This is a genomic window from Mycobacterium lehmannii (genome assembly GCF_002245535.1).
GTDB lineage: Bacteria > Actinomycetota > Actinomycetes > Mycobacteriales > Mycobacteriaceae > Mycobacterium > Mycobacterium lehmannii.
The window spans coordinates 24807-48001 of sequence record NZ_NKCN01000003.1 but is presented as its reverse complement, the minus strand read 5'-3'; the positions used below and the strand labels follow the sequence as shown (position 1 = coordinate 48001).

The 23195-nt window shown below is 66.7% G+C and carries 24 protein-coding genes; 10 read left to right on the top strand and 14 right to left on the bottom strand.

Going from position 1 to position 23195, the window contains the following annotated elements:
• The first annotated feature begins 144 nt into the window (after positions 1-144).
• Positions 145-867: an IclR family transcriptional regulator gene (locus tag CEX87_RS04830; RefSeq protein ID WP_094286267.1), complete on the top strand. Its 723-nt coding sequence runs from the start codon at positions 145-147 to the stop codon at positions 865-867.
• Between the two features lie 29 nt (positions 868-896).
• Positions 897-2501 carry an FAD-dependent oxidoreductase gene (locus tag CEX87_RS04825; protein WP_094286266.1) on the top strand — a complete coding sequence of 535 codons (1605 nt, stop codon included), beginning with the start codon at positions 897-899 and terminating at the stop codon, positions 2499-2501.
• 98 nt (positions 2502-2599) lie between these two features.
• On the opposite strand, the gene CEX87_RS04820 is transcribed toward CEX87_RS04825, so the two are convergent.
• Genes CEX87_RS04820 through CEX87_RS04805 form a run of 4 tightly spaced genes read right to left on the bottom strand, consistent with a single transcriptional unit; the run spans position 2600 to position 5033 of the window.
• The gene (locus CEX87_RS04820) at positions 2600-2893 is read right to left on the bottom strand and encodes a cytochrome C oxidase subunit IV family protein (protein ID WP_064417373.1); all 294 of its coding nucleotides are present in this window, start codon (positions 2891-2893) and stop codon (positions 2600-2602) included.
• 3 nt (positions 2894-2896) lie between these two features.
• Positions 2897-3493, bottom strand: coding sequence for a cytochrome c oxidase subunit 3 (locus tag CEX87_RS04815; protein ID WP_064397223.1), 597 nt, complete (start codon positions 3491-3493; stop codon positions 2897-2899).
• Entirely contained in the window at positions 3490-4329 is an 840-nt protein-coding gene (locus CEX87_RS04810; protein ID WP_064417372.1) for a hypothetical protein, read from the bottom strand. The genes CEX87_RS04815 and CEX87_RS04810 overlap by 4 nt, the downstream gene beginning before the upstream one ends.
• On the bottom strand, positions 4326-5033 hold the full coding sequence (locus tag CEX87_RS04805; RefSeq protein ID WP_094286264.1) for a hypothetical protein: 708 nt from the start codon (positions 5031-5033) through the stop codon (positions 4326-4328). The genes CEX87_RS04810 and CEX87_RS04805 overlap by 4 nt, the downstream gene beginning before the upstream one ends.
• An 86-nt stretch (positions 5034-5119) precedes the next feature.
• On the opposite strand from CEX87_RS04805, the gene CEX87_RS04800 reads away from it, so the two are divergent.
• Complete coding sequence (locus tag CEX87_RS04800) at positions 5120-5749, top strand: TetR/AcrR family transcriptional regulator (protein WP_064397230.1); 630 nt, start codon at positions 5120-5122, stop codon at positions 5747-5749.
• Here CEX87_RS04800 and CEX87_RS04795 read toward each other — a convergent pair.
• Both CEX87_RS04795 and CEX87_RS04790 read right to left on the bottom strand, forming a co-directional pair.
• On the bottom strand, positions 5701-6591 hold the full coding sequence (locus CEX87_RS04795) for an ArgK/MeaB family GTPase (protein ID WP_094286262.1): 891 nt from the start codon (positions 6589-6591) through the stop codon (positions 5701-5703). The two genes, CEX87_RS04800 and CEX87_RS04795, sit on opposite strands and share 49 nt — an antisense overlap.
• 47 nt (positions 6592-6638) lie before the next feature.
• Positions 6639-7784: a thiolase family protein gene (locus CEX87_RS04790; protein WP_094286260.1), complete on the bottom strand. Its 1146-nt coding sequence runs from the start codon at positions 7782-7784 to the stop codon at positions 6639-6641.
• 74 nt (positions 7785-7858) lie between these two features.
• Here CEX87_RS04790 and CEX87_RS04785 point away from each other — a divergent pair, with 74 nt between their 5' ends.
• Entirely contained in the window at positions 7859-8623 is a 765-nt protein-coding gene (locus CEX87_RS04785; RefSeq protein ID WP_094286259.1) for an SDR family NAD(P)-dependent oxidoreductase, read from the top strand.
• Between the two features lie 251 nt (positions 8624-8874).
• Here the strand turns inward: CEX87_RS04785 and CEX87_RS04780 are convergent, their stop codons facing one another.
• From CEX87_RS04780 to CEX87_RS04765, 4 genes are read right to left on the bottom strand one after another with little or no spacing between them, the layout of a single operon-like run.
• Positions 8875-9642 carry an enoyl-CoA hydratase/isomerase family protein gene (locus tag CEX87_RS04780; protein WP_064397238.1) on the bottom strand — a complete coding sequence of 256 codons (768 nt, stop codon included), beginning with the start codon at positions 9640-9642 and terminating at the stop codon, positions 8875-8877.
• 1 nt (position 9643) lies between these two features.
• Positions 9644-10732, bottom strand: coding sequence for an acyl-CoA dehydrogenase family protein (locus CEX87_RS04775; RefSeq protein ID WP_094286257.1), 1089 nt, complete (start codon positions 10730-10732; stop codon positions 9644-9646).
• Positions 10719-11531, bottom strand: a complete 813-nt coding sequence (locus tag CEX87_RS04770) for an acyl-CoA dehydrogenase family protein (RefSeq protein ID WP_094286255.1) — start codon at positions 11529-11531, stop codon at positions 10719-10721. Before CEX87_RS04770 ends, CEX87_RS04775 begins: the two co-directional genes overlap by 14 nt.
• Entirely contained in the window at positions 11516-12913 is a 1398-nt protein-coding gene (locus tag CEX87_RS04765; RefSeq protein WP_094286254.1) for a class I adenylate-forming enzyme family protein, read from the bottom strand. Before CEX87_RS04765 ends, CEX87_RS04770 begins: the two co-directional genes overlap by 16 nt.
• A 112-nt stretch (positions 12914-13025) precedes the next feature.
• On the opposite strand from CEX87_RS04765, the gene CEX87_RS04760 reads away from it, so the two are divergent.
• The gene (locus tag CEX87_RS04760; RefSeq protein WP_094286253.1) at positions 13026-13340 is read left to right on the top strand and encodes a 2Fe-2S iron-sulfur cluster-binding protein; all 315 of its coding nucleotides are present in this window, start codon (positions 13026-13028) and stop codon (positions 13338-13340) included.
• Here the strand turns inward: CEX87_RS04760 and CEX87_RS04755 are convergent.
• The 4 genes from CEX87_RS04755 to CEX87_RS04740 all read right to left on the bottom strand — a co-directional run bounded on the left by CEX87_RS04755 (position 13328) and on the right by CEX87_RS04740 (position 17429).
• Complete coding sequence (locus CEX87_RS04755) at positions 13328-14380, bottom strand: CaiB/BaiF CoA transferase family protein (protein ID WP_082693921.1); 1053 nt, start codon at positions 14378-14380, stop codon at positions 13328-13330. The two genes, CEX87_RS04760 and CEX87_RS04755, sit on opposite strands and share 13 nt — an antisense overlap.
• Complete coding sequence (locus CEX87_RS04750; protein WP_064417366.1) at positions 14377-15333, bottom strand: LLM class F420-dependent oxidoreductase; 957 nt, start codon at positions 15331-15333, stop codon at positions 14377-14379. The genes CEX87_RS04755 and CEX87_RS04750 overlap by 4 nt, the downstream gene beginning before the upstream one ends.
• A gap of 93 nt (positions 15334-15426) precedes the next feature.
• Positions 15427-15852: a cobalamin B12-binding domain-containing protein gene (locus CEX87_RS04745; RefSeq protein WP_064397251.1), complete on the bottom strand. Its 426-nt coding sequence runs from the start codon at positions 15850-15852 to the stop codon at positions 15427-15429.
• A complete protein-coding gene (locus CEX87_RS04740) occupies positions 15852-17429 on the bottom strand; it encodes a methylmalonyl-CoA mutase family protein (RefSeq protein ID WP_064417365.1) in 1578 nt (525 codons plus the stop codon). The genes CEX87_RS04745 and CEX87_RS04740 overlap by 1 nt, the downstream gene beginning before the upstream one ends.
• A gap of 209 nt (positions 17430-17638) precedes the next feature.
• Here CEX87_RS04740 and CEX87_RS04735 point away from each other — a divergent pair, with 209 nt between their 5' ends.
• The 5 genes from CEX87_RS04735 to CEX87_RS04715 are packed head-to-tail and all read left to right on the top strand — an operon-like array spanning position 17639 to position 23119.
• Positions 17639-18490 carry an SDR family oxidoreductase gene (locus tag CEX87_RS04735; protein WP_094286252.1) on the top strand — a complete coding sequence of 284 codons (852 nt, stop codon included), beginning with the start codon at positions 17639-17641 and terminating at the stop codon, positions 18488-18490.
• Positions 18487-19995, top strand: coding sequence for a class I adenylate-forming enzyme family protein (locus CEX87_RS04730; RefSeq protein ID WP_094286250.1), 1509 nt, complete (start codon positions 18487-18489; stop codon positions 19993-19995). The genes CEX87_RS04735 and CEX87_RS04730 overlap by 4 nt, the downstream gene beginning before the upstream one ends.
• 13 nt (positions 19996-20008) lie before the next feature.
• Entirely contained in the window at positions 20009-20311 is a 303-nt protein-coding gene (locus tag CEX87_RS04725) for a hypothetical protein (protein WP_066808138.1), read from the top strand.
• A gap of 13 nt (positions 20312-20324) precedes the next feature.
• A complete protein-coding gene (locus tag CEX87_RS04720) occupies positions 20325-21791 on the top strand; it encodes an adenylate/guanylate cyclase domain-containing protein (RefSeq protein WP_094286248.1) in 1467 nt (488 codons plus the stop codon).
• A 29-nt stretch (positions 21792-21820) separates the two neighbouring features.
• A complete protein-coding gene (locus tag CEX87_RS04715; RefSeq protein ID WP_094286422.1) occupies positions 21821-23119 on the top strand; it encodes an MFS transporter in 1299 nt (432 codons plus the stop codon).
• Positions 23120-23195: the final 76 nt, after the last annotated feature.

The window sequence follows — 23195 nt, the reverse complement described above, 5'->3', positions numbered from 1 at the left end:
GACGCCATGCCTTCGGAGGGCGGAGCCCGACATCGGGTGGAGCAGGGCGGAGCCCGACATCGGGTGGAGCAGGGCGGAGCCCGACATCGGGTGGAGCAGGGCGGAGCCCGACATCGGGTGGAGCAGGGCGGAGCCCGACATCGGGTGGAGCAGGGCGGAGCCCGCCCGGGGCCGGAGCCGATCGGCGCCGTGCCGAACGGGGCGCCCGGCTCGCAGACGCTGGCCAGAGGGTTGGCCGCCTTGCAGCTGGTGGCCAGCTCCCCCACCGGCCTGACCGCCCAGCAGGTCGCCGACGACATCGGTGTGCACCGGACCATTGCCTACCGGTTGTTGTCGACGCTGTCGCAGTTCCGGTTGGTGGCCAAGGGCGAGGACGGCCGCTACCGCTCGGCCGCGGCGCTGGCGGTGCTCGGGGCGTCCTTCGACAACAACGTTCGCCAGCTGAGCCTGCCGACCCTGCGGGGTCTGGCCGACGAACTCTCGAGCACGGTGTCGCTTCTCGTCGCCGAGGGCGATCAGCAAGTCGCGATCGCCGTTGTCGTGCCGACCAACGTCTTCTATCAACTGTCCTTCCATGAGGGCAGCCGCTATGGGCTGGACCGCGGCGCCGCCGGAATCGCGTTGCTGGCGAGCATGCCGCCGCGCCCCGGCGAGCGTGATCTGGTGCCGCAGACGCGGGAGCAGGGGTGGGTGATCACCCACGGCGAGATCGAGCCGGACACCTACGGCCTCGCGGTCCCGGTGCGCCGACGGCCACCCGCGCCGCCGACATGTATCAACCTCATCTCGCACCGCGAGGACGTCCTGACGCGCGGCAGAGACGCAGTCATCAGGGCGGCCGACGAGTTGTCCACGATCCTCAACTAGAGGGTCACTCCAGCCGGAAGGAGCAGCACGTGACGGATTGGGATCATGACGTCGACGTGGTCGTACTCGGTAGCGGCGGGGCCGGTCTGACCTCGGCGCTCGCCGCGGCGGCCAATGGCGCTTCGGTGGAAATCTACGAGAAGGCCGGGACCGTGGGTGGCACGACGGCGGTGTCGGGTGGGATCATCTGGATACCCGCGCACAACCGGGCCGCCGCGGGTGAGCTGAGCGTCGATGACGCGATGGCCTACCTGCGCGCCCAATCGCTGGGATACATGGACGACGACCTCGTCGAGACATTCGTGCGCACCGGCCCCGAGATGCTCGATTTCGTTGAGGCACACAGTGATCTGCGTTTCGAGGTTGCCGAGGGGTTCCCCGACTACAAGCCCGAGCTGCCCGGTGGGCGGCCCTCCGGTGGGCGTTCGCTCAACGCGAAGCCTTTCGACTTGAGCCTGCTCGGTGAGTGGCGCGACCGCATCACGTCGTTTCCGGCGGATTTCAGCAACGTCGGCATCGACGCCGAGACCCGTGCGCGCATCCACGCCTCGGTCGACGACGAATCCGGCGACTACTGCGTGGCGGGCACGGCGCTGGTCGCCGGGCTGTTGAAGGGGCTGCTGAACCTCGGTGTGACGCCGCGGACCAACACGCGCGCGGTCGAACTGCTCTCCGACCCCCTCGGCATCACCGGCGCTCGAATCTCGCAGGACGGCAACGAGTTCACCGTGCGGGCACGTCGAGGCGTGATCCTGGGAACCGGCGGGTTCGAGTGGGACCGCAAGCTGGTCGAGGCGTACCTGCGGGGGCCGATGCGCGGACCCGTCTCACCGCCCAACAACACCGGAGACGGCCTGCGGATGGCGATGGCGCACGGCGCCGACCTGGCCAACATGGGCGAGGCGTGGTGGGTGCCGATCGTGCAACTTCCCGGAGACACGTTCGGAGGTCAGCCGCGCAGCCGCAGCGTCCGTCTGGAAAGGACCCGTCCGCGCAGCATCATCGTCAACCGGGCGGGTAAGCGCTTCCTGAACGAGGCCGGCGAGTACAACTCGATGGCGGGGCCGTTCCACTATCTCGATCCCAAGCTCGGGTATGCCAACGATCCGGCGTGGATCGTCTTCGACTCGCTGCACCTCAAGAAGTACGGATTCCTCGGCATCGAACCCGATGGCCCTGCCCCCGACTGGTTCTCACCGTCGAAGGACCTGGTGGAGCTCGGCGAGAAGACCGGCATCGACCCCGACGGGTTGGCACGCACGCTGCAATCCTGGAACGACGGCGTCGCCCACGATCGCGATCCGGATTTCGCGCGGGGCTCGAGCGCTTACGACGGGTACTGGGGCGACGACAAGGCGGCGACACCCGCCGGCCGCACCCTCGGCCCGATCGACACGCCGCCCTACTATGCGGTGCCGGTGTCGATCGGCGCGATGGGCACCAAGGGCGGCCCTCGCACCGACAGCGACGGCCGGGTGCTGCACGTCAACGGGTCGGCGATCCCGGGTTTGTTCGCTGCGGGCAATGCGATGGCCGGGGCAACCGGCAAGGCGTACGGCGGTGCCGGTGGAACGATCGGCCCCGCAATGGTGTTCGGCTACCGTGCGGGCCTTGCCGCCTCCGCGCGCGTGTAGCTCATGGTTCGAACGCCCGCCGGTGCTCGACTGTGCGACCCGATACGCTCATCGCGGCGTGTTGCGTATCGAACCGCACACTCAGCGTCGAGTGCCGCTCAGGCTACCGCCATTCCGATGAAGTAGCTGCTCAACAGGCAGGTGGCGACCAGAACCACCCAGCCGTCGGTGAGGCGGCGCAGCCAGTCCGGGGCGTGGCGTACCTCCATGAACTCCCGAAAGATGATGCGCACCTTGATCAGAGCGATCACGATCGCGCTGACGGTGACCACGGTGCTGGCCTTCAGGGTGCCGTTCTGATCGACCGCCCCATCCATCCAGACGTAGACGAGCGTCAGCAAGGTCAGGATCGCCCAGGCGATGACGAGTCTCTTGTTCATGGTGTTGCTCACCGGTCACCTCACGATGTAGAGCATTGCGAAAATCAGCACCCACAGGAAATCGACCGTGTGCCAGTACGTTGCCCCCGTTTCGACGAGTTCCTGCGAGCGTCGCGCCGGGCTGCGCAACTGGTAGAGGACCACACCCAACACGATGAAGCCGATCAACACGTGGATGCAGTGCAGCGACGTGAGGAAGAAGTAGTGCTGGAAGAACTCGGCGCTGGTGAACGTGTTCCCCATGCGGATCTCCAGAATCCACTCGAACACCTTCGACACCACGAACGTCACCCCGAGACCCACGGTCACATAGGCGTACGTCGTCGCCGAACGGTACGAACCGCCGCGCGCGGCTTGCACGCACCGGGCGATCGCCCACGAACTCGTCAACAGGACAATGGTGTTGAAGACTCCGATCCGCAGGTCGAGATCGGCTTGGGACTGTAGGAAGAGATCCTCGTTCTGCGTGCGCAGAGCCAGGTAGACCGAGAAGTAGCCGGTGAACAGCAGCGCCTCGAACAACACGAACAGCCACATGTCGGGCTGGCCGGGCACTCGCCGTTGCGGCTGATCCTCGAGCGGTTTCGGCGCGGCGCCAACGACGTCAGTCATCGAGCCGCCTCCACCGCTTCGGTGGCTTCGGTTGAGTCTTTCGGCGGCAGATCGGGCAGCGGTCCCGTGCCGAAATCCTCCCGCTCGATCATTTTGCGCAGCAGCATGATGAACGCCGCGGTGTAGGTGATGAAGACGACCATGTTGATCCACCACGCGATCGCACCGTTCCACGCGAATGCGCCGCGTTGGAAGATCCAGGCCGGTGCGACGACGACTTCGGTCAGCGCATTGCACAGCCCCAGATACGCGAACCATTTCGGGAACACGTTGTTCTTGTCGAGCAGGATCGCCACCAGCCAGACCACCGAGCCGACCAGGAAGACACCCATCGTTCCGCTGAACGACAGGAACGCGAAGTCATACATCCACACGATCAGTTCGGGGTCACGGTCCGGCCGGAGCGCGCCGACGGTCATCGCGATCGCCATCACGAGCATGCCGGGCAGCGCAGCGAGCGAGTACATGATCAGGTACGAGTAGGCGAAGACACGACTTACCGACATCCGCCACATCGAGTATGCGAGAAGCGCATTCATCGGCGCACACATGCCCGAGATCAGGAACACGACGCCGAACCCGCTGAGCAGACCGAGATGGCGATCGGCGAACCACTGCACGATCAACGGCGTGTCCCAGTCGGGGCTCGGCGGCGGTTGCACCCTTGTGACGAGGAAGAACAGCACGCCGTACAACTGGTAGAAGACCACCATCACCCACCACGCGAACCACAGCTCACGCTTGGGGTGATAGCGGAAGTTCCAGACCAGCCTGCCCCACCGTGAATCGTTGGGCGGGTCGGGCGCCGTCACCGGTTCTGCGCCCAACGCGCTCATGCGGCGACCGCGGCTTCGGCACGTTGGCGGCGGATGTTCTGGGCGAGAACGACTCCCATCACCACGATCCAGACGGCGATCGCGATATTCTTGAGCCAGAACGACAGCACGCCGTCCCACGCGAACGGGCCCTCGAACGTCACCGCCCCGAATGCCGCGGGCACCAATGCGGCGGCGATGAGCAGGTTGAAGTGCGCCACCCATGGCCGGAAGACCGGTTGGTCTCGACGATCCCAGTAGATCGCCAGGGCGAGCACCAGGCACTGGGCGATGAGATAGGGCACCAGCACGGTGAAGGTGACCCAGGCGAGGTCGTTGAGCAGTTGAGTCAGATCGGGGGAACGCTCGGGCCGGAACGATCCCAACAGCCAGAACATGTTGGCGATCAGGAACAGCGTCGGTGGACCGCCTGCGCACGCGATCAGGCAGTAGGACAGGATCGGCGTGCGGTGCGCCATCTTGCGAACCTGCATCGCGATCAGGATCACCGTCGGGATCAAACCGACCCCGAACCAGTTGAACAGGATCATGCTGTAGCGGATTCGGGCTGTCTCGTCGCGGTAGAAGTCTGCGACCTCCTCCGCGGACATCGTCGGAGACATCGGATGCAGGAAGCCGGGAAACAAGAAGAACGCGGACGCCCAGATGATCACCATCGCGGGCAGCGCCCACAGCATGATCAACTCGCCATCAGTTCGTCTCATGTGCTCTCCAAGTTAGTTGCCGATCGGCTACTCGAACGGTAGCCGATCGGCAACCAGGCGGTCAATGCTGGGCTACCCTCGACGACATGGCCGTGGCAGAGCAGAAATTCAGTGCGATCACCCGCACCGCTGCCCAGACCAGGGTCTTGGACGCCGCGCTGGCCTTGATCGCCGAACACGGGGTCAGCGGCACCTCGCTACAGATGATCGCCGATGAAATCGGGGTCACCAAGGCGGCGGTGTACCGCCAGTTCAAGACGAAGGAAGAGATCGTCATCGCGATCACCGAACGAGAGATGGGCTATCTCGAGGACGCGCTCGAAGCTGCCGAGGCGGCCGACCACGGCCTCAAGTCACGCGAGATCCTGCTCGACCGGATGATCGACCAGGCCGTCGAACGACGCGGAGTCGTCAGCGTGCTGCAGTTCGATCCGGTGATCATCCGGCTTCAGGCCGAACATGAGCCGTTCCAACGGTTCATCGAACGCCTGTATGCCGCGCTGCTGGGCACCCAGGCCGGACCGGAGGCCCGGCTGCACGCGGCGGTGCTGTCTAGCGCGATCAGCGTGGCCGTGATGCACCCCCTGGTTTCCGATCTCGACGCCGAAATGCTTCGCGCTCAGTTGATTCGGATGTCCCGCCGGCTACTCGACCTACCGGAGCAGGCTCAGCGCCGCTCCCGCTCGACGACGAAGAGGCGCTCGGCGGCGGTGTAGGGGTCGTCGGTGCCGTCGGCGACGGCCGCCGCCAGCCGGTCCAGCTCCGGATGCGTGCGCAGCAGCGTCTGCGCGAGCGACAAGATCTGCGTCCTGGCGCGCGCTGCGCGCCGTTGCGGGCTGTCGGAGCGGTGATGCGCATCGATCGCGTCGACGAGTTCAGGAAGGCCGTCACCTTGTGCGGCAATCAGTTTCAGGACAGGGGCGCTGCTCTCGGCGCGAAGGTCGCGCACGGTCTGGTCGGCCCCCTCACGGTCGGCCTTGTTCACCACCACGATGTCGGCGACTTCCAGCAGGCCGGCCTTGGCCGCTTGTACGGCGTCACCGGCGCCGGGATTGAGGATGACGACGGTGGGGTCGGCGACCGCGGCGATTTCAATCTCGGACTGTCCGACCCCGACGGTCTCCAGCACCACCAGCCCGTAGGACAGCGCCGCGAGAACGCGGATCGCCGCGGGCACCGCCGCGGCCAGCCCACCGAGATGCCCACGGGCGGCGACGGATCGGATCAGCACGTCGGGATCGTTGATGTGGGCGGCCATGCGGATCCGGTCGCCGAGCAGCGCTCCCCCGCTGTATGGCGACGACGGGTCGACCGCGAGCACCGCGACGCGCACGCCTCGCTCACGGTACGCGCCGACGAGCGCACCGACCGTCGTCGATTTTCCCGCACCCGGCGGCCCGGTCACTCCCACCACTCGCGGCACCTCGACGGACCCCAGCGCGTCGAGAAGTTCGCTGCGCCGGGGACTCTCGACAATGCTGAGCAATCGGCCGGTCGCGCGGGCCGATCCGTTGCGTGCCGTCTCGATGAGCTCCGCAATATCGTTTGAGGTGGTCATCGTCTGGGAGTCTACGGAGCGCCTGCTTGATGTCGCCGCCGGGCGGCTCAGGCCACCTCGATGACCGTGGCCGATCCCATACCGCCGCCCGCGCACATCGCGGCGACCCCGATCCCGCCGCCGCGCCTGCGTAATTCGTGAACGAGCGTGACGAGCATGCGCGCGCCGGTGGCTGCGACCGGATGGCCGAGTGAGCAGCCGCTTCCGCTGACGTTGACGCGGTCGGGGTCGATGTCGAGCAGTTTGACGGTGGCCACGCACATCGCCGCGAACGCTTCGTTGATCTCGAACAGATCGACGTCGGCGAGCGAAATGCCCGCGCGCTTGAGAGCTTTCGGGATCGCCTCGACGGGCGCCAGCCCGGTGAAGGCGGGATCGACGCCGACCGATGCCCAGGCCTTGACGGTGCCGAGCGAGGGAAGCCCGAGCCGCTCGCTGGCCAGGGTCAGCACGGCGGCTCCGTCGTTGGCGCCGCAGGCGTTGCCTGCGGTGATGGAGAAGCCCTCGATCTCGGGATGCAGCGGCTTGAGCGCAGCAAGCTTCTCGATGCTGGTGTCGCGACGCGGATGCTCGTCGGTGTCGAACTGTCCGTAGGGCGTCTCGATCGGGACGATCTCGTCCTTGAAACGACCCTCGTCGATCGCCTGGATCGCCTTGCGGTGTGAGCCGAGCGCCCACTCGTCCATCTCCTCGCGGCTGACGCCCGCGCGCACGGCGGCGTTCCAGCCGACCGTGATCGACATGTCCATGTTCGGCGCGTCCGCGCGGTCGGGGTGCGTCGGGGGGAACCAGTCGAGCATCGCGGCGTCTTTCGCGCTGCTGGCGCGGCGGGTGAAGCGCGGCGTGGTGGAGGCGGAGTTCACCCCACCGGCGATCACCACCTGATCCATGCCGGCGCGGATGCTGGCGGCGGCGCTTTGGACCGCGGCCTGCCCGGCGGCGCAATGCCGGTTGTTCGACAGGCCGGGTACCGAGGTGAGACCCGCGGTGATCGCGGCGTGGCGCGCGATCACGCCGCCGCCGTAGAGTCCCTCGCCGAGGATGACGTCGTCGATGGCCAGCCCGTCGACCTCACCGGCTGCCGCGCCGACCACGTGCTCGGCCAGCTCGTAAGCGTCGGTGTCTCGCAACGTGCCCTTCATCGCGGTGCCGATGGGGGTGCGCAGGGCAGAAACGATCACGGCTTCAGGCATAGGTATCTCCGTCTCGACGTATGAGAATGTTATTCTCTCAAGCCGAGAGTGCCAGTTGCAAGAAGGGGAACCATATGCAAATCGCGGGTAGCTCGGCAATCGTGGTCGGTGGCGCCGGCGGCCTCGGCGAGGCGACGGTGCGGCGGCTGCACGGCGCGGGAGCCAAGGTCGTGGTCGCGGACATGGCCGACGACAAGGGCAAGAAGCTGGAGAGCGAACTCGGTGTGCGCTACGTCCGTACCGATGCGACGTCGGAGGACTCCGTCAACGCGGCGATCGCCGAGGCCACGGCGCTGGCTCCCCTGCGGATCTCGGTGGACACCCACGGCGGTCCGGCCAGCGGCGGCCGGCTCATCGGCAAGGACGGCTCGCCGCTGGACCTCGACGGCTTCAAGACGACGATCGAGTTCTACCTGACCGCGGTCTTCAACGTGATGCGGCTGGCGGCTGCCGCGATCGCGAAGTCCGAGCCGCTCGAGGAGGGCGCCCGCGGCGTGATCGTCAACACCGCGTCGATCGCCGGTTACGAGGGTCAGATCGGTCAGCTGCCGTACGCCGCGGCCAAGGGCGGCGTGATCGGCATGACGCTGAATGCGGCCCGCGATCTCTCGCCGCTCGGTATCCGCGTGGTCACCATCGCGCCGGGCACCATCAACACCCCCGCGTACGGACAGGCAGCCGACCAACTCGAGCAGTACTGGGGTCCGCAGGTGCCGTTCCCCAAGAGGATGGGCCGATCGACGGAGTACGCGCAACTGGCACAGAGCATCATCGAGAACGACTATCTCAACGGCGAGATCATCCGCCTCGACGGAGCGTTGCGGTTCCCACCTAAGTAGCCTCTCCCCCCTGTGCCGCGAGCGTGCGTGTCTGCACACGACACGTCGCGTTTTTACAGCAGTTTGCGCACCGTCGCGCCAGCGTGACGGTGCGCGTTTGCACATGAAATCGCGTGCCGCTGTGCTATTCCCGCTTCGAGGCACCATTGTGTGCACGCTCGCGCGTCACGAGCGTGCCCAGAATGCCGACAAAGAGCGGCGTGTCGTGTGCAGACACGCACGTTCGCGCGGCTAGTGGGGTGCGCTCGTGCCTACTTCTTCTTGGCGTTCAGGCGCGTGACGATCTCGCGGAAGTCGTCCGTCTTGAACGACTGCTCCTCGGCGGTGTTGGCGTAGTCGAGCACCGCGAGGACGGACCGCTCGAGATGAATGTTCAACAGCCGCTTGGTGCTTTCGACCGCTTGACGCGGCAGTTCCATGATTTTCTTCGCGCAGGCGATCGCCTCGCTCAGCGGGTCCTCGACGACGTGATTGGCCAGGCCCAGTTCGGCGGCGCGCTGTGCCGAGATCCGCGCACCGGTCAGCGCGTACTCCTTGGCGTGCAGCAGGCTCATCTCCAGCGGCCACACCAACGGTCCACCGTCGGCGGCCACCAATCCGACCTGAACGTGTGGATCGGCAAGGTAGGCATCGTCTTTGATGTAGACGATGTCGGACAACGCCACCAGGCTGCAGCCCAGGCCCATCGCGGGTCCGTTGACGGCCGCGACCACCGGGATCCGGCAGCGCGCCATACCCAGCACGATCTCGCGGCCGTGCAGGATCGTCTTTGCGCGCAGGTCGGCGTCCTGGCGCAGCTCCTCGAGATAACCGAAGTCACCGCCGGCCGAAAACGCTCTTCCCGCGCCGGTGATCACCGCCGCGCGAGCTTCGCGGTCCTCGGCCAGCCGCGGCCACAACCACGCGAGCCCGCTGTGCAGGTCGTCGTTGACCGAATTCAAGGAGTCCGGCCGGTTCAGCGTGATGATACGCAACGCGCCGTCGGCCTGAACGTCGATCTCCGGTGGTAGGTCGTACAACTTAGACTCCTAATCCGAGAATGCGCGAGGCGATGATGTTCTTCTGAATCTGCGATGTACCGCCCATCACGCTCTGCGCGCGGCTGTACATGTAGGCGCCGAACAACTCGGGATCACCGGTGCCGACGGTCGCCAGCGCGGCGTGTCCGACCGACTGCTCGGTCCAGGTCATCAACAACTTGTCCAGCGAGCCCTGCGGCCCGTGTGTCATCCCGTCGAGCTGTTCGGACAGCCGCCTGCGCACGTGCAGCCGCAGCATCTCGGTCTGCACCCACGCCCACGCCAGCTCCTCGGGAGCCGGTCCCTCGACACGGGAGGCCAACTGGCGCACCAGCTTTCCGTAGCGGGCCGAGAACCCCAGCGTCGACGGCTCGCGCTCGTGGCTGACCACGGTCATGGCCAACTTCCAGCCCTCACCGGGCGAGCCGACCATGTTCTCCGCCGGCACCCGGGCCCCGTCGAACAGCACCTGGCCGAACTCCTTGGTGACGCCGCTGATCATCTTCAACGGCCGCTGTTCTATGCCCGCCTGGTGCATCGACACGATGAACGCCGAAATGCCCTTGTGCTTGGGGACGTCCTTGTCCGTGCGGGCCAGCAGCAGACACCAGTCGGCCACGTCGGAATAGCTGGTCCAGATCTTGTGACCGTGAATGACGTACTCGTCGCCCTCGCGCACGGCGGTGGTGGTCAGCGACGCCAGATCGGAACCCGCGCCGGGCTCGGAGAAGCCCTGGCACCACCGCTCCGTGCCGTTGATCATCCCCGGCAGGAAGCGTTGCCGAAGCTCCTCGCTGCCGTGGTGTGACATTCCGACGACCAGATAGCCCAGGCTGGGCCGCGCCGGCGCCCCCGCCTTGGCGATCTCCTCGTCGACGATCACGTCGTAGACCGGCGGCAGGTCCTGTCCGCCATACTCTTTCGGCCACGACGTGCCGAAGAAGCCGGCCTCGTAGAGCGCCTGGTGCCAAGCTCCCTGGGCGGCCCAGTACTCGTCGCCCGACGTCGGGAACCTGCCCTTCTGTTCGGTCAGCCAGCCGCGTAGACGCTCGCGGAACGCGGCTTCCTCGGGTGAGTCACGAAAGTCCAATGGACAGCTCCTCCAACTTCACGGGCCACGTCTCGGTGGCGGCCAGCACCCGGCGCAGATAGACGTGGGCCAGGCACTCCCAGGTGTTACCGATGCCGCCGTGCACCTGAATCGAGGTCTCGCAGACGCTCAAAGCCGAGCGCGCACAGTAAATCTTGGCGACCCGCGCCGCCTCGATCGCTTCGGTGGGCGGCAATTCGTCGACCGCCCACGCGGCGTGCCGCAGCACGCTGACCGAGCCCTCGATCAAGGCGAGGCTCTCGGCCAGGAGATGACCGACCGCCTGATAGGAGCCGATCGTCGAACCGTACTGTTCGCGCACCTTGGCGTATTCGACGGCGAGATCCTGCGCTCCCCTGGCCGCGCCGACCAGGTCGGCGCACGTCACCGTCAACGCCAGCGCGCGCCACCGGCCCGCGTCTTCCTCGGACAGACCGTCGAGTTCGGCAGGCGACTCGACCACGCCGTCAAGGCTTTTCGTCAGGTCCACCGACTCCGCCGCCTCCCCGACAACCGGCACACGACCGCTGCGCATCTTGAGGTCGTCGGCGAGCACGGGCCCGATGAACGGCACGTCGACAAGCTTTCGGGCGAACTCCTCGGCTACGATCGCGACTTCGACACCCGATGCGCCGTCCGAGCGAAGCGTACGAAAGCCCGTGGCGTCCACGGCCTTCTCCAGCCTGGCGACCCGATTCGCATCGTCGAGGTCGGCCACCGATCCGGGACCGAGATCGTCGGCCAGGCTCGCGGCGGCGGCCCTCAACTGTTGTTGTTCACTGGTCAGACGGACGTCCACAGACGCTCCTTCAGCACTCGACGCAAGACCTTGCCCGACGGCAGGCGCGGGACCTCGGGCACGACGAAGACCCGGCTGGGTCGCTTGTACGACGCCAACCGCTCCCCGACCCACGACACCAGATCATCTTCCAACACCGGTGTATTCACCTTCACGGCGGCGATGATCGCTTCGCCGTTGACGGTGTCGGGCACACCGAACACCGCACAGTCCTCGACGGCGGCGTGCCCGTGCAGAATCGCCTCCACCTCCGCGGGTGCGACCTGAAAACCGCGCACCTTGATCATCTCCTTCGACCGGTCGGTGATGCGCAGCCACCCGTCGTCGTCGAGGAAACCCACGTCACCCGTGCGATACCAGCCGTCGTGGAATGCTCCGGCGGTCGCGGACGAGGGCAGATAACCCGCCATCACCGAATCCGATTGCACCTCGATCTCGCCGGCTTCACCCACCCCGAGGACCGCACCGGTGTCCAGCGACACCACCCGCACGCGCACGCCAGATACGGGCCGGCCCACGGTGTCCAGGTGTTTGCCGTCGATGTCGTTGCACGAGATCACCGGCAACTCGCTGGCGCCGTATGCGGTCACCCACTTCACCCCGGTCCTGGCGGTGACGGCTTCGGCGACGCTGGCCGTGACAGGGGTCGCGCACCACATGATGTAGCGCAGCGACGAAAGGTCGTAGGACTCCAGATCGGGATGTGCAGCAAGCGCCAAAGCGATTGGGGCCACGGCCATCTCGATGGTGATCCCGTCGCTCTCGATATGTCGCAGCATGAGCTCGATGTCGAAGCGCCGATGCAGTCGGATCCACGTACCGGTGTCGAGCGCCATCACGATGTTGAGCAGGCCCAGAATGTGCGAGGGCGGTGTCATGATCTGCATGCGATCCGACGCAGACAGCTGCAGCGCGTCACGCCAGTGCCGCACCGCGACATCGAACGCCGCATGGGTATGACGTACCGCCTTCGGCATGCCGGTGGTGCCCGAGCTGAACACGAACAGCGCGTCGCTCTGCGGATCGGGTGGGTGGATCTCGCGCCGCCCCGGCTCGATCGGGTCGTCGAGCGACAGCATCGGCATGAGTTCGGCGAGCACGGGGTGGTCGCCGACCGCGTGCGTCGGTCGGGTCAGCGCGAGGGCGTGCTCGATCTCTGCGCGCCGCCACGCCGGGCTGAGCAGTACTGCCGAAGCGCCCAGCTGCCAGACGGCGCGCAGCGCGACGACGAACTCCGGGCGATTGGACGACATGAGCGCAACTCGGTCCCCGGCGTGCACACCGCGCCGCTCCAGGTTGGCCGCCATGCCCGCGGCCAGCGCATCCAGCTGCGACAGCGTGTACTCACGCTGCTCGAAGGCGAGCGCGATCGCCTCACTCACACTCTGTCCTCACTAGTGTCAACCGAGCCGGATTTCGCTTTGAGAATAGCGTATCATTTAACGAGAATGGTATTCTCGCCCAGTTAGAACCGATATGCCAGGAGAGCTATAGATGAGGGCGGATCCGATGCCTGACCAGCCAGCACAGGGTGGCGGACAGGTGACGATCGTGCTCGACCGCAAGAAGGTATCGGTATCGCGCGTCGCCAACGAGACGCTACTGGAAAGCGCCAGGCGAGCCGGATTGTCGCCGCCCTTCTCGTGCGAAGCCGGCAACTGCGGCACCTGCATGGGCAAGCTGACCGAGGGCCGCGCCACGATGCGTATCAACGACGCTCTCGACGAGGACGAGGTCGAAGAGGGATACATCCTGACCTGCCAAGCGATCCCGGAAACCGACACGATCAGCGTGACCTACGACGACTGAGCCGCGACATCGCCGTGTTCGTCGACGCGGGGTGCCGGTCGGTATTCGGGGTCGTAGCCGACAATCTGAATCGGGCTGCGCACCAACCGGAAATCCCCCGCGGTGACAACCACCTCGGGCGTCTGTTCCAACGCTTCGGGCAGTGTGCGCACCGCGGCGACGGGAATTCCCAGCGGACGTAACCGCGACTCCCAACTCGCGGCGGTGTCGGTGGCCAACGCCTCGGCCACCACCGCCAGCACCTCGTCGCGCTGGGCTGCCCGTTCGGCCATGGTCGGAAAGCCCTCGATACCCGCTTCGGCCGAGAACGCCCGCCAGAACCCGTCATGGGTGATGAACAGCGCCAGATAACCGTCCGCCGTCGCGAACAGTTGCGCCGGAACGTAATACGAGTGCGCCCCGAACGGATAGCGCAGCGGTTCCGCGCCGTCATTGAGGTACGCCGACGCGCGGTAGTTCAACTGGGAGAACATCACGTCCCGCAGCGACACGTCGACCTGACCACCACGGCCCGACACGATCTGCGCCAGCAGCCCCAGTGCGGCGGCCAGCCCGGTCGAGTTGTCGGCCGACGAGTATCCCGGCAAGGTCGGCGGTTCGTCCGGATGTCCGGTCATCGCCGCGACGCCGGTTGCGGCCTGGATGACGTAGTCGAACGCCGGATCGTCGCCGCCCTCGAGCCCGAAGCCCGTCATCGCCACACAGACGATGCGTTCGTTGAAGCGCTTGAGCGAGTCATATGTCAGGCCGAGCTTCTTGATCGCCGACGGCTTCATATTCACCAGCAGCGCATGGGAATCCGCGACGAGCTCGCCCAGGCGCTGTCGCCCGGCGTCCGACCGCAGGTCAAGCACGACGCTCTTCTTGTTGCGGTTGAGACTGGCGAAGTAGCTGTCGCCGACCTGCCGCGAGATCTCGCCACCCGGCGGCTCGACCTTGATGACCTCGGCGCCGAGGTCCGCCAACAGCATGGTGGCGTACGGCCCGGCCAGCATGACGCCGACCTCGATAATGCGAATACCGGCCAGCGGGCCGTTCACCGCACAGCCTTGGCCAGTTCGCCGATCACCTCGCGCGTCCTGTATTTCGACGCGATGAGTTCGTCGCGGTTCTCGCCGATCGGCAGCAGGCGCACCGACAGGTCGGTGACTCCCGCGTCGGCGAACCGCTTGAACCGCGCCAGGATGGCTTCCTCGTCGCCGGCCGCACACAAGTCACCCACGTCACGCGCGTCACCACGGTCCAGCAGTCGCTGGTAGTTCGGCGACGTCTCGGCCTCGGCGAGAATACGGTTCGCCCGCTCTTTGGCCGTCTCGATCTCCGAATTCGCGCACAGGCACACCGGAATTCCGGCGACGATGCGCGGAGCGGGCCTGCCCGCCTCGGCGGCAGCCTTGTTGATCTTGGGCGCGATGTGCTCGCCGATGGCCTTCTCGTCGGCCATCCACAGCACGGTGCCGTCGGCGCGCTCCCCGGCGATCTGCAGCATCACCGGGCCCAACGCGGCCACCAGCACCGGCAGCGGGCGCTCCGCGCCGAGGACGGTGGGGTTGTGCACCGTGAAGGTGTCGTTCTCGACGTCGACGTCGCCGGGGCCTGCGAGCGCGGCGTTGAGCACCTCGAGATAGTCGCGGGTGTAGGCGGCCGGCTTCTCATAGGGGATCCCGAGCATGTCGCGCACGATCCAGTGGTGCGACGGTCCCACCCCGAGCGCCAGGCGCCCGCCCGCCATCGCATGCACCGACAGGGCCTGACGCGCAAGTGCGATCGGGTGCTGCGCCTGCAGCGGCACCACCGCGGTACCCAGCTCGATCTTCGAGGTGTGGGCGGCCATCAGCGCCACCATGGTCAGGCAGTCGAAGTCGTTGGGCACCTGCGGCATCCACGCGGTGTCCATTCCCGCCGATTCGGCCCACTCGATATCGGAGACCAGCTTGTTGACCTTGCGCGCCATATCGCCGCGTTCGGCCCCGATCATCACACCAAGCCGCATGTCAGTCCATCCTCCGAAAGTTCAGCGCCGAATGTGAATCCTTGGCGAAAAACGCCCGGAAAAATCGCCGACGTTTCACATTCGGCGACACCCTCATCCGTCCACCTGCGACCCAGCGGTCAGCTTGCGGACCTCGTCGACAAGGGTGTCGAGCGAGGTCCCCGTTGGGAACACCGCAGCCGCGCCGGCGGACAGGAGCTTGGGCACGTCGCCCTGCGGGATGGTGCCACCGACGACGACCGCGATGTCGCCGGCGTCGGCCGCGCGCAGGGCCTCTACCGTGCGCGTGGTCAGCGCCACGTGCGCACCGGAGAGGATCGAAAGTCCCACCAGCGCAACGTCTTCCTGTAGAGCGATCGACACGATGTCCTCGATGCGCTGACGGATTCCGGTGTAGATCACCTCGAAACCCGCATCCCGCAGTGTCCGTGCGACGATCTTGGCGCCGCGGTCGTGCCCGTCCAGCCCGGGTTTGGCGACCAGGACCCGCACCGGGCCGGCCGTCGAAGAGTCCGCCATCAGAACACCACCGGCTGCTGGAACTCGCCCCACACCGACTTGAGCGTCGAAACCATCTCTCCCACAGTGCAGTAGGCGTTGGCGCAGTCGACCAGCTTGTGCATCAGGTTGTCGTCGCCTTCCGCCGAACGCGCCAGCGCCGCCAGCGCCTCCTTGACCGCGGTGGCGTCGCGCTCGGCCTTGACTTTCGCAAGTCGCTTGAGTTGCAGATCGCGGCCCTCGGCGTCGAGTTCGTAGGTCGCGATCTCGGGCGGCGGCTCATCGGAGACGAACTTGTTGACCCCCACCACCGGTCGCGTACCGGACTCGATCTCCTGGTGGATCTTGAACGCCTCGTCGGCGATCAGCCCCTGCAGGTAGCCGTCCTCGATCGCACGGACCATGCCGCCGTGGGTCTCGAGATCGTGCATGATCTCGATGATCTTCTCCTCCGTTGCGTCGGTGAGCGCCTCGACGAAGTACGACCCGCCGAGCGGATCGGCGACCTTGGTCACGCCGGTCTCGTAGGCGAGGATCTGCTGCGTGCGCAACGCCAGCGTGGCCGACTCCTCGCTGGGCAGGGCGAACGGTTCGTCCCACGCCGCGGTGAACATCGATTGCACGCCACCGAGTACCGCGGCCATCGCCTCATAGGCGACGCGGACGAGGTTGTTCTGGGCCTGCGGCGCGAACAGCGATGCGCCGCCGGCCACACAGCCGAACCGGAACATCGACGCCTTGTCCGACGACGCCCCGTAGCGCTCGCGCACGATCGTCGCCCAGCGCCGCCGGCCGGCGCGGTACTTGGCGATCTCCTCGAAGAAGTCCCCGTGGGTGTAGAAGAAGAACGAGATCTGCGGCGCGAACTGGTCGATGGTCATGCGCCCGCGCTCGACGACGGTGTCGCAGTACGTGACGCCGTCGGCGAGGGTGAACGCCATCTCCTGCACCGCGTTGGCGCCCGCGTCGCGGAAGTGCGCCCCGGCCACCGAGATCGCGTTGAACTTGGGCACCTCGGCCGCGCAGAACTCGATGGTGTCGGCGATCAGGCGAAGCGACGGCTCCGGCGGCCAGATCCAGGTGCCGCGCGACGCGTACTCCTTGAGGATGTCGTTCTGGATGGTGCCGGTGAGCTTGGCCCGCGGCACCCCCTTCTTCTCCGCGGCGGCGACGTAGAACGCCAGCAGGATGGCGGCCGTACCGTTGATCGTGAAGCTGGTGCTGATCTTGTCCAGCGGAATGCCGTCGAAGAGGATCTCCGCGTCGGCGAGGGTATCGACCGCGACACCGACGCGGCCCACCTCCTCGCCGTATTCGGGGTCGTCGGAGTCGTAGCCGCACTGCGTGGGCAGATCAAGCGCCACCGACAGCCCGGTGCCGCCCTGGTCCAGCAGGTATCGGTAGCGCCGATTGGACTCCTCAGGCGTACCGAACCCCGAGTACTGGCGGAACGTCCACGTCTTCCCGCGGTACCCCGTGGCGAAGTTCCCGCGCGTGAACGGATAGGAACCGGGCGGAGGCGGCTCGGTCTGCCTGTCCGCAGGCCCGTAAACCGGCTCGAGCGGGATCCCCGACGGGGTCTGTACTGGCTCGCTCATCACGGATAACGTACTTGCAAAAAATGAGAATGCCAATACCGCAGGCCGGAAATGTGCACCGAGGACGGGGCGTCACCCGGCAGTAAAAGATGCCGAAGGCGCGGTACACAGCGAATATGGCACTTGCGTAAAATGAGAACGCTAATACCGGTCACATCCGGTGTCGGCTAGCATCGTGGGGCGACGCTGGTCGCAGACAAAGGAGGTCCATGTCCGCCTTCACTGACCGCACACTCGTCGTCTCCGGCGGCAGTCGCGGCATCGGTCTCGCGATCGGCCTCGCCGCGGCCAGGCGCGGCGCCAACGTCGTCCTGCTGGCCAAGACCGCCGAACCGCATCCGAAGCTGCCGGGCACCGTGCACACCGCGGTCGCCGAGGTGGAGGCCGCCGGCGGCAAGGGCGTGGCGGTGGTCGGCGACGTCCGCAAAGAAGAGGATGTGCAGCGCGCGGTCGACGCGGCGGTCGAGCATTTCGGCGGGGTAGACGTCGTCGTCAACAACGCCAGCGCCATCGCCACCGAGCCCACCGAGCAGCTGGCGGCCAAGAAGTTCGACCTGATGATGGACATCAACGTGCGCGGCACGTTCCTGCTCACCAAGGCAGCGCTGCCGTATCTGCGCAAGTCTGCGGCGCGCGCCGAAGGGGCGGAGCCGGCGGGAGCGCACGTGATAACGCTGGCGCCGCCGCTGAACATGAATCCGCACTGGCTGGGCGCCCACCCCTCCTACACCCTGTCGAAGTATGGGATGACCCTGCTGTCGCTGGGGTGGGCCGCCGAGTACGCGGAAGCAGGCATCGGATTCAGCTGCCTGTGGCCCGAGACCTACATCGCGACCTCCGCAGTCGCCAACGCTCCCGGCTTCCAAGAGATGCTGGAGCGGTCCCGCGACCCTCAGATCATGGGCGACGCAGCCGCGCTGATCCTGTCCCGACCTGCGGCCGACGTGAACGGCAAGTGCTTCATCGACTCCGAACTGCTCGCTGAATCCGGCGTGACGGACCTGTCGCGCTACGGCGGTGGGGACCACCCCATACTTGATATCTTCGTCGACAAATCATGAGCATCTCACTGCTGCTCGAGATGGCCTCGAGCAATCCGGACCGCACCGCCGTGGTGTCGGGCGAATTGCGGCTGACCACAGGTGAGTTGAGCGCCCTGGCCGACGGCGGCGCAGGCGTCATCGCCGCGTCGGGCGCGTCCCACGTCGCATACGTCGGCATGGGTGGGGCGATGCTGCCCCTGCTGCTGTTCTCGTCCGCGCGCGCCGGGGTGCCGGTGACGCCGCTGAACTACCGGCTGTCCGCCGACGGGCTTCGTGAGCTCATCGATCGCCTCCCCCAGCCCCTCGTCGTCGCCGACGCCGAATACCGCGAGATGGTGGCCGGCGCGGGCAAGCAGGTGATCGGGTCCGACGAGTTCCTCCACGCCGCGCGGAATAGCGAGCCCGGCCCCGATGTCCCTGTGTTCCCCGACCCCGAGGACGTGGGGGTCGTGCTGTTCACGTCGGGAACCACGTCGCGGCCGAAAGCCGTTGAGCTGACGCACAGCAACCTCACCAGCTATATCACCGGCACGGTGGAGTTCGACTCCGCCGAAGCCGGCGACGCCGCGTTGATCTGTGTCCCGCCGTATCACATCGCCGGTGTCAGTGCGGCGCTGTCCAACCTGTACGCCGGCCGAAAGATGGTGTACCTGCCGCAGTTCGACGCCCGCGAATGGATCCGGTTGGTGCGTGATGAGGGCGTGACGTCGGCGACGGTCGTGCCGACGATGCTGGACCGCATCGTGGCTGCCCTGGAGTCGGACAACGTATCGCTGCCGACCCTGCGCAGCCTGGCCTACGGCGGCTCGAAGGTGCCGCTTCCATTGGTGCGCAAGGCGCTTTCGCTGCTGCCGGAGGTCGGCTTCGTCAACGCCTACGGCTTGACCGAGACCAGCTCGACCATCGCCGTGCTCGGACCCGATGACCACCGCGAGGCGCTCGCCTCGTCCGTCGAGTCCGTGCTGCGCAGGCTGGGCTCGGTCGGCCAGCCGGTGCCGGGGATCGAGGTTCAGATCCGCGACGCCGACGGCGAAGTGCTGGGCCCCGGCCAGACCGGCGAACTCTTCGTCCGCGGCGACCAGGTGTCCGGCCGCTACACCGAGATCGGATCGGTGCTCGACGCCGACGGGTGGTTCCCGACCAAGGACATCGCGATGCTCGACGAGGACGGCTACCTCTTCATCGGCGGGCGTTCCGACGACACGATCATCCGCGGTGGCGAGAACATCGCACCGGCCGAGATCGAGGACGTCCTGGTCGAGCATCCGGCGGTGCGCGACTGTGCCGTGGTGGGGCCGGAGGACCCGCAGTGGGGACAGATCATCGTCGCGGTCGTGGTCCCGGCCGACACTCCGGACGGCCCGGCCACCCCGGACGCCGACGAACTACGTGAGCATGTTCGCCGCCAGTTGCGTGGATCGCGAACGCCCGACCGCGTCGTGTTCCGCGACGAGTTGCCGACCAATGCGACCGGCAAGGTGCTGCGTCGAGAACTGATCGCCGAGTTGACAGCCACCAAATAGCAAGGAGCCCAGCATGATCAAGAACGGCACGCGACTGCAGAGCCAGGTGTGTGACACCCAGGTCATCGTCGTGCGCAGCTCGGACAGCCTCGACGACCTGCGTGCGGGCGGCGTTCCGATGGTGCCCCTGGACACCGAGAAGTCCGCCGACGCCCAGATGGACCCGGAACTTTCCGGCGGCAATGCGATGGGTAAGCGCTACGTCGACGAGAACGGCGCCGAGGTCCTGGTGACCAAAGCCGGGGCCGGAACACTGAGCGTGGGCACCACGCCGCTGTCTCTCAAGGAAGCCAAGCCGCTACCCGCGAGCGACTGATACCTTCCACGGGGTGAGGCCACGCCGCCTGCTCACCCGGTACGTGGCCGGCCTTGCGTCCGCCTACCTGCTGACGGCAATCGAGGTCATCGCGATCGTCGGCCTGCTGGCCGGGCGCAGCGTGGTCACCCTCGGCAATGTGATCACCGCGGCGGCACTGCTCGCGGTCGGCACCGCCACGGTCGGGCTCAGTGCCGCCTATATCCTGCTCCCGGCGCTGCGGTATCTGCGCTCGGGGCGCCCTCCCACCACCGACGAACGCCGCTGGACGCTGACGATGATGCGCCGGCAGGCCGCGGCCACGGTGACGCCGTGGATCCTCACCGCCGCGGTTTTGGTACCGCTGAACCTCGACGCCGGATCCGAGGTGCTGGCGGTGATCGGATCGGCCATGCTCTTCGGGGCGATCGCCACGGTGTGCACCGGTTTCCTGTTCACACTGCGGACACTGCGGCCGGTGTTGGCCAGCGTGGCAATGGATTCCAGCACGCAGCGGTTAACGGCGCCCGGAGTCCGGGCCCGGCTGCTGCTGATGTGGATGGTGTGCACCGCGCTGCCGGGCGTGGCGATCGCCACCCTATTGGTCATGCGGAACAACGGATGGCTGATCGAGGAGACCGCCGCGATCGAGTTGGCGTTGATCGTGCTCGCCTTGGTCGCGGTTGTGCTCGGTCTGCGCTCGCTGATCCTGACCTCGATGTCGATTTCGGACCCCGTACAAGAGGTCGTGCAGGCGATGGGAGAGGTCGAGCGCGGTCACATCGAGCGGTCCGTCGAGGTCTATGAGTGGTCCGAGATCGGCCGCCTGCAACGCGGTTTCAACAGCATGGTGGCCGGGCTGCGCGAGCGTGACAGGCTGCGCGACCTGTTCGGCCGCCACGTCGGTGAGGACGTGGTCCGGCGAGCCGTCGAGGAGAATGAATCGTTGTCAGGCGACGAACGTGACGTCGCGGTGCTGTTCATCGATCTGGTCGGGTCGACCCGGTTGGCGGTCACTCACGAGCCCGCCGAGGTCGCCGAGCTGCTCAACGAGTTCTTCCGTATCGTCGTTGCGGCCGTGGATCAGCGGCACGGCTTGATCAACAAGTTCCAAGGCGATGCGGCGCTGGCCGTGTTCGGCGCTCCCCTGCGCGTCGATGATCCGGCGTCGGCGGCGCTGGCGACCGCACGCGAACTGGTCGCCGACCTGCAGCGCCTGCAGCTCGACTTCGGGATCGGGGTCTCGGCCGGCCCGGTGTTCGCAGGCAACATCGGCGCGGAGAACCGTTACGAATACACCGTTGTCGGGGACGCGGTCAACGAGGCGGCCCGGCTGGCCGACCGCGCCAAGGAGTTTCCCGCGCGAGCGCTGTGCTCGGGCCGCGCGCTCGAGCGTGCCGGCGGACCGGAACGACGGTGCTGGGAGGCGCACGGGTCGGAAACACTGCGCGGTCGATCTGCTCCCACCGACCTGTGGACACCGACCGCGGGCCCTGGTTGAAGACGCAGGCGGTCGGGGAATACAGCGGCATGGCTGTGCGCACCGCGGAACCCCGAGCCGTTCGCAAAGCGGTTACCGGCGCGTCGATCGGCAACGCCGTGGAGTGGTTCGACTTCGCCATCTACGGGTTGTTGGCGACTTACATCGCCGAGAAGTTCTTCCCGCCGGGCGATGAGACCGCCGCGCTGCTCAGCACTTTCGCCGTCTTCGCCGCCGCGTTCTTCATGCGGCCGTTGGGCGGCTTCTTCTTCGGTCCGCTCGGCGACCGGATCGGCCGTCAACGCGTTCTCGCGCTGGTCATTCTGCTGATGTCGGCCTCGACTCTGGTCATCGGCCTGGTCCCCAGCTTCGACTCCATCGGCGTCGCGGCACCGCTGATCTTGCTGTTTCTGCGGTGTCTGCAAGGGTTCTCGGCGGGCGGCGAATACGGCAGCGGGGCTTGCTTCCTCGCCGAGTACGCCACCGACAAACACCGCGGCTTCATTGTGTCGTTCCTGGTGTGGTCGGTGGTCGTCGGTTTCCTTCTGGGGGCGCTGACGGTCACCGGTCTCGAAACCGTCCTGTCCGAGCCGGCGATGGATTCCTACGGTTGGCGGATCCCCTTCCTGATCGCCGGTGTGCTCGGTGTCGTCGGCCTCTACATCCGGCTGCAGTTGAGCGACACACCCGAGTTCGAAAACCTGCGCGAAAAAGGCGAGGTTGCCACGTCGCCGCTGCGCGAGGCGCTGCGCACCTCGTGGCGCCCCATCCTGCAGATCGCCGGCCTGGTCGTCATCCACAACGTCGGCTTCTACATCGTGTTCACCTATCTGCCAACGTATTTCACCGAGTCCCTCGAGTTCACCAAGGTCGACGCCTTCATCTCGATAGCCGTCGCCAGCATCGTGGCGATCCTCTTGATCCCGCCACTCGGCGCGCTGTCCGACCGGATCGGACGCAAACCGCTGCTGTACTCGGGTGCAATCGGTTTCGCCGTCTTCGCCTATCCGCTGTTCCTGCTGTTGAATTCGGGCGCGCTGGCCGCTGCCGTCATCGCCCACGCCGCCCTGGCGGCGCTGGAGTCGGTGTTCGTGTCGGCATCCCTGGCCGCCGGTGCCGAGTTGTTCGCCACCAGGGTCCGCTCCAGCGGCTACTCCATCGGATACAACGTGTCCGTGGCCATCTTCGGCGGGACCGCGCCGTACGTGGCGACATGGCTCGTCGACCGCACCGGCAACCAGATCGCCCCGGCTTACTACGTGATCGCCGCGGCCGTGATCAGCATCGCGACACTCTCGACGATGCGGGAAACCGCCCGACAGCCGTTGCGGGCGACGGTGCACACATAACGCACACAGGCGGGGTGATTTCGGCGTATTTGATCGCGCTCATCGCAACCGGGTGCACCGAAATCGGGCATGGCAC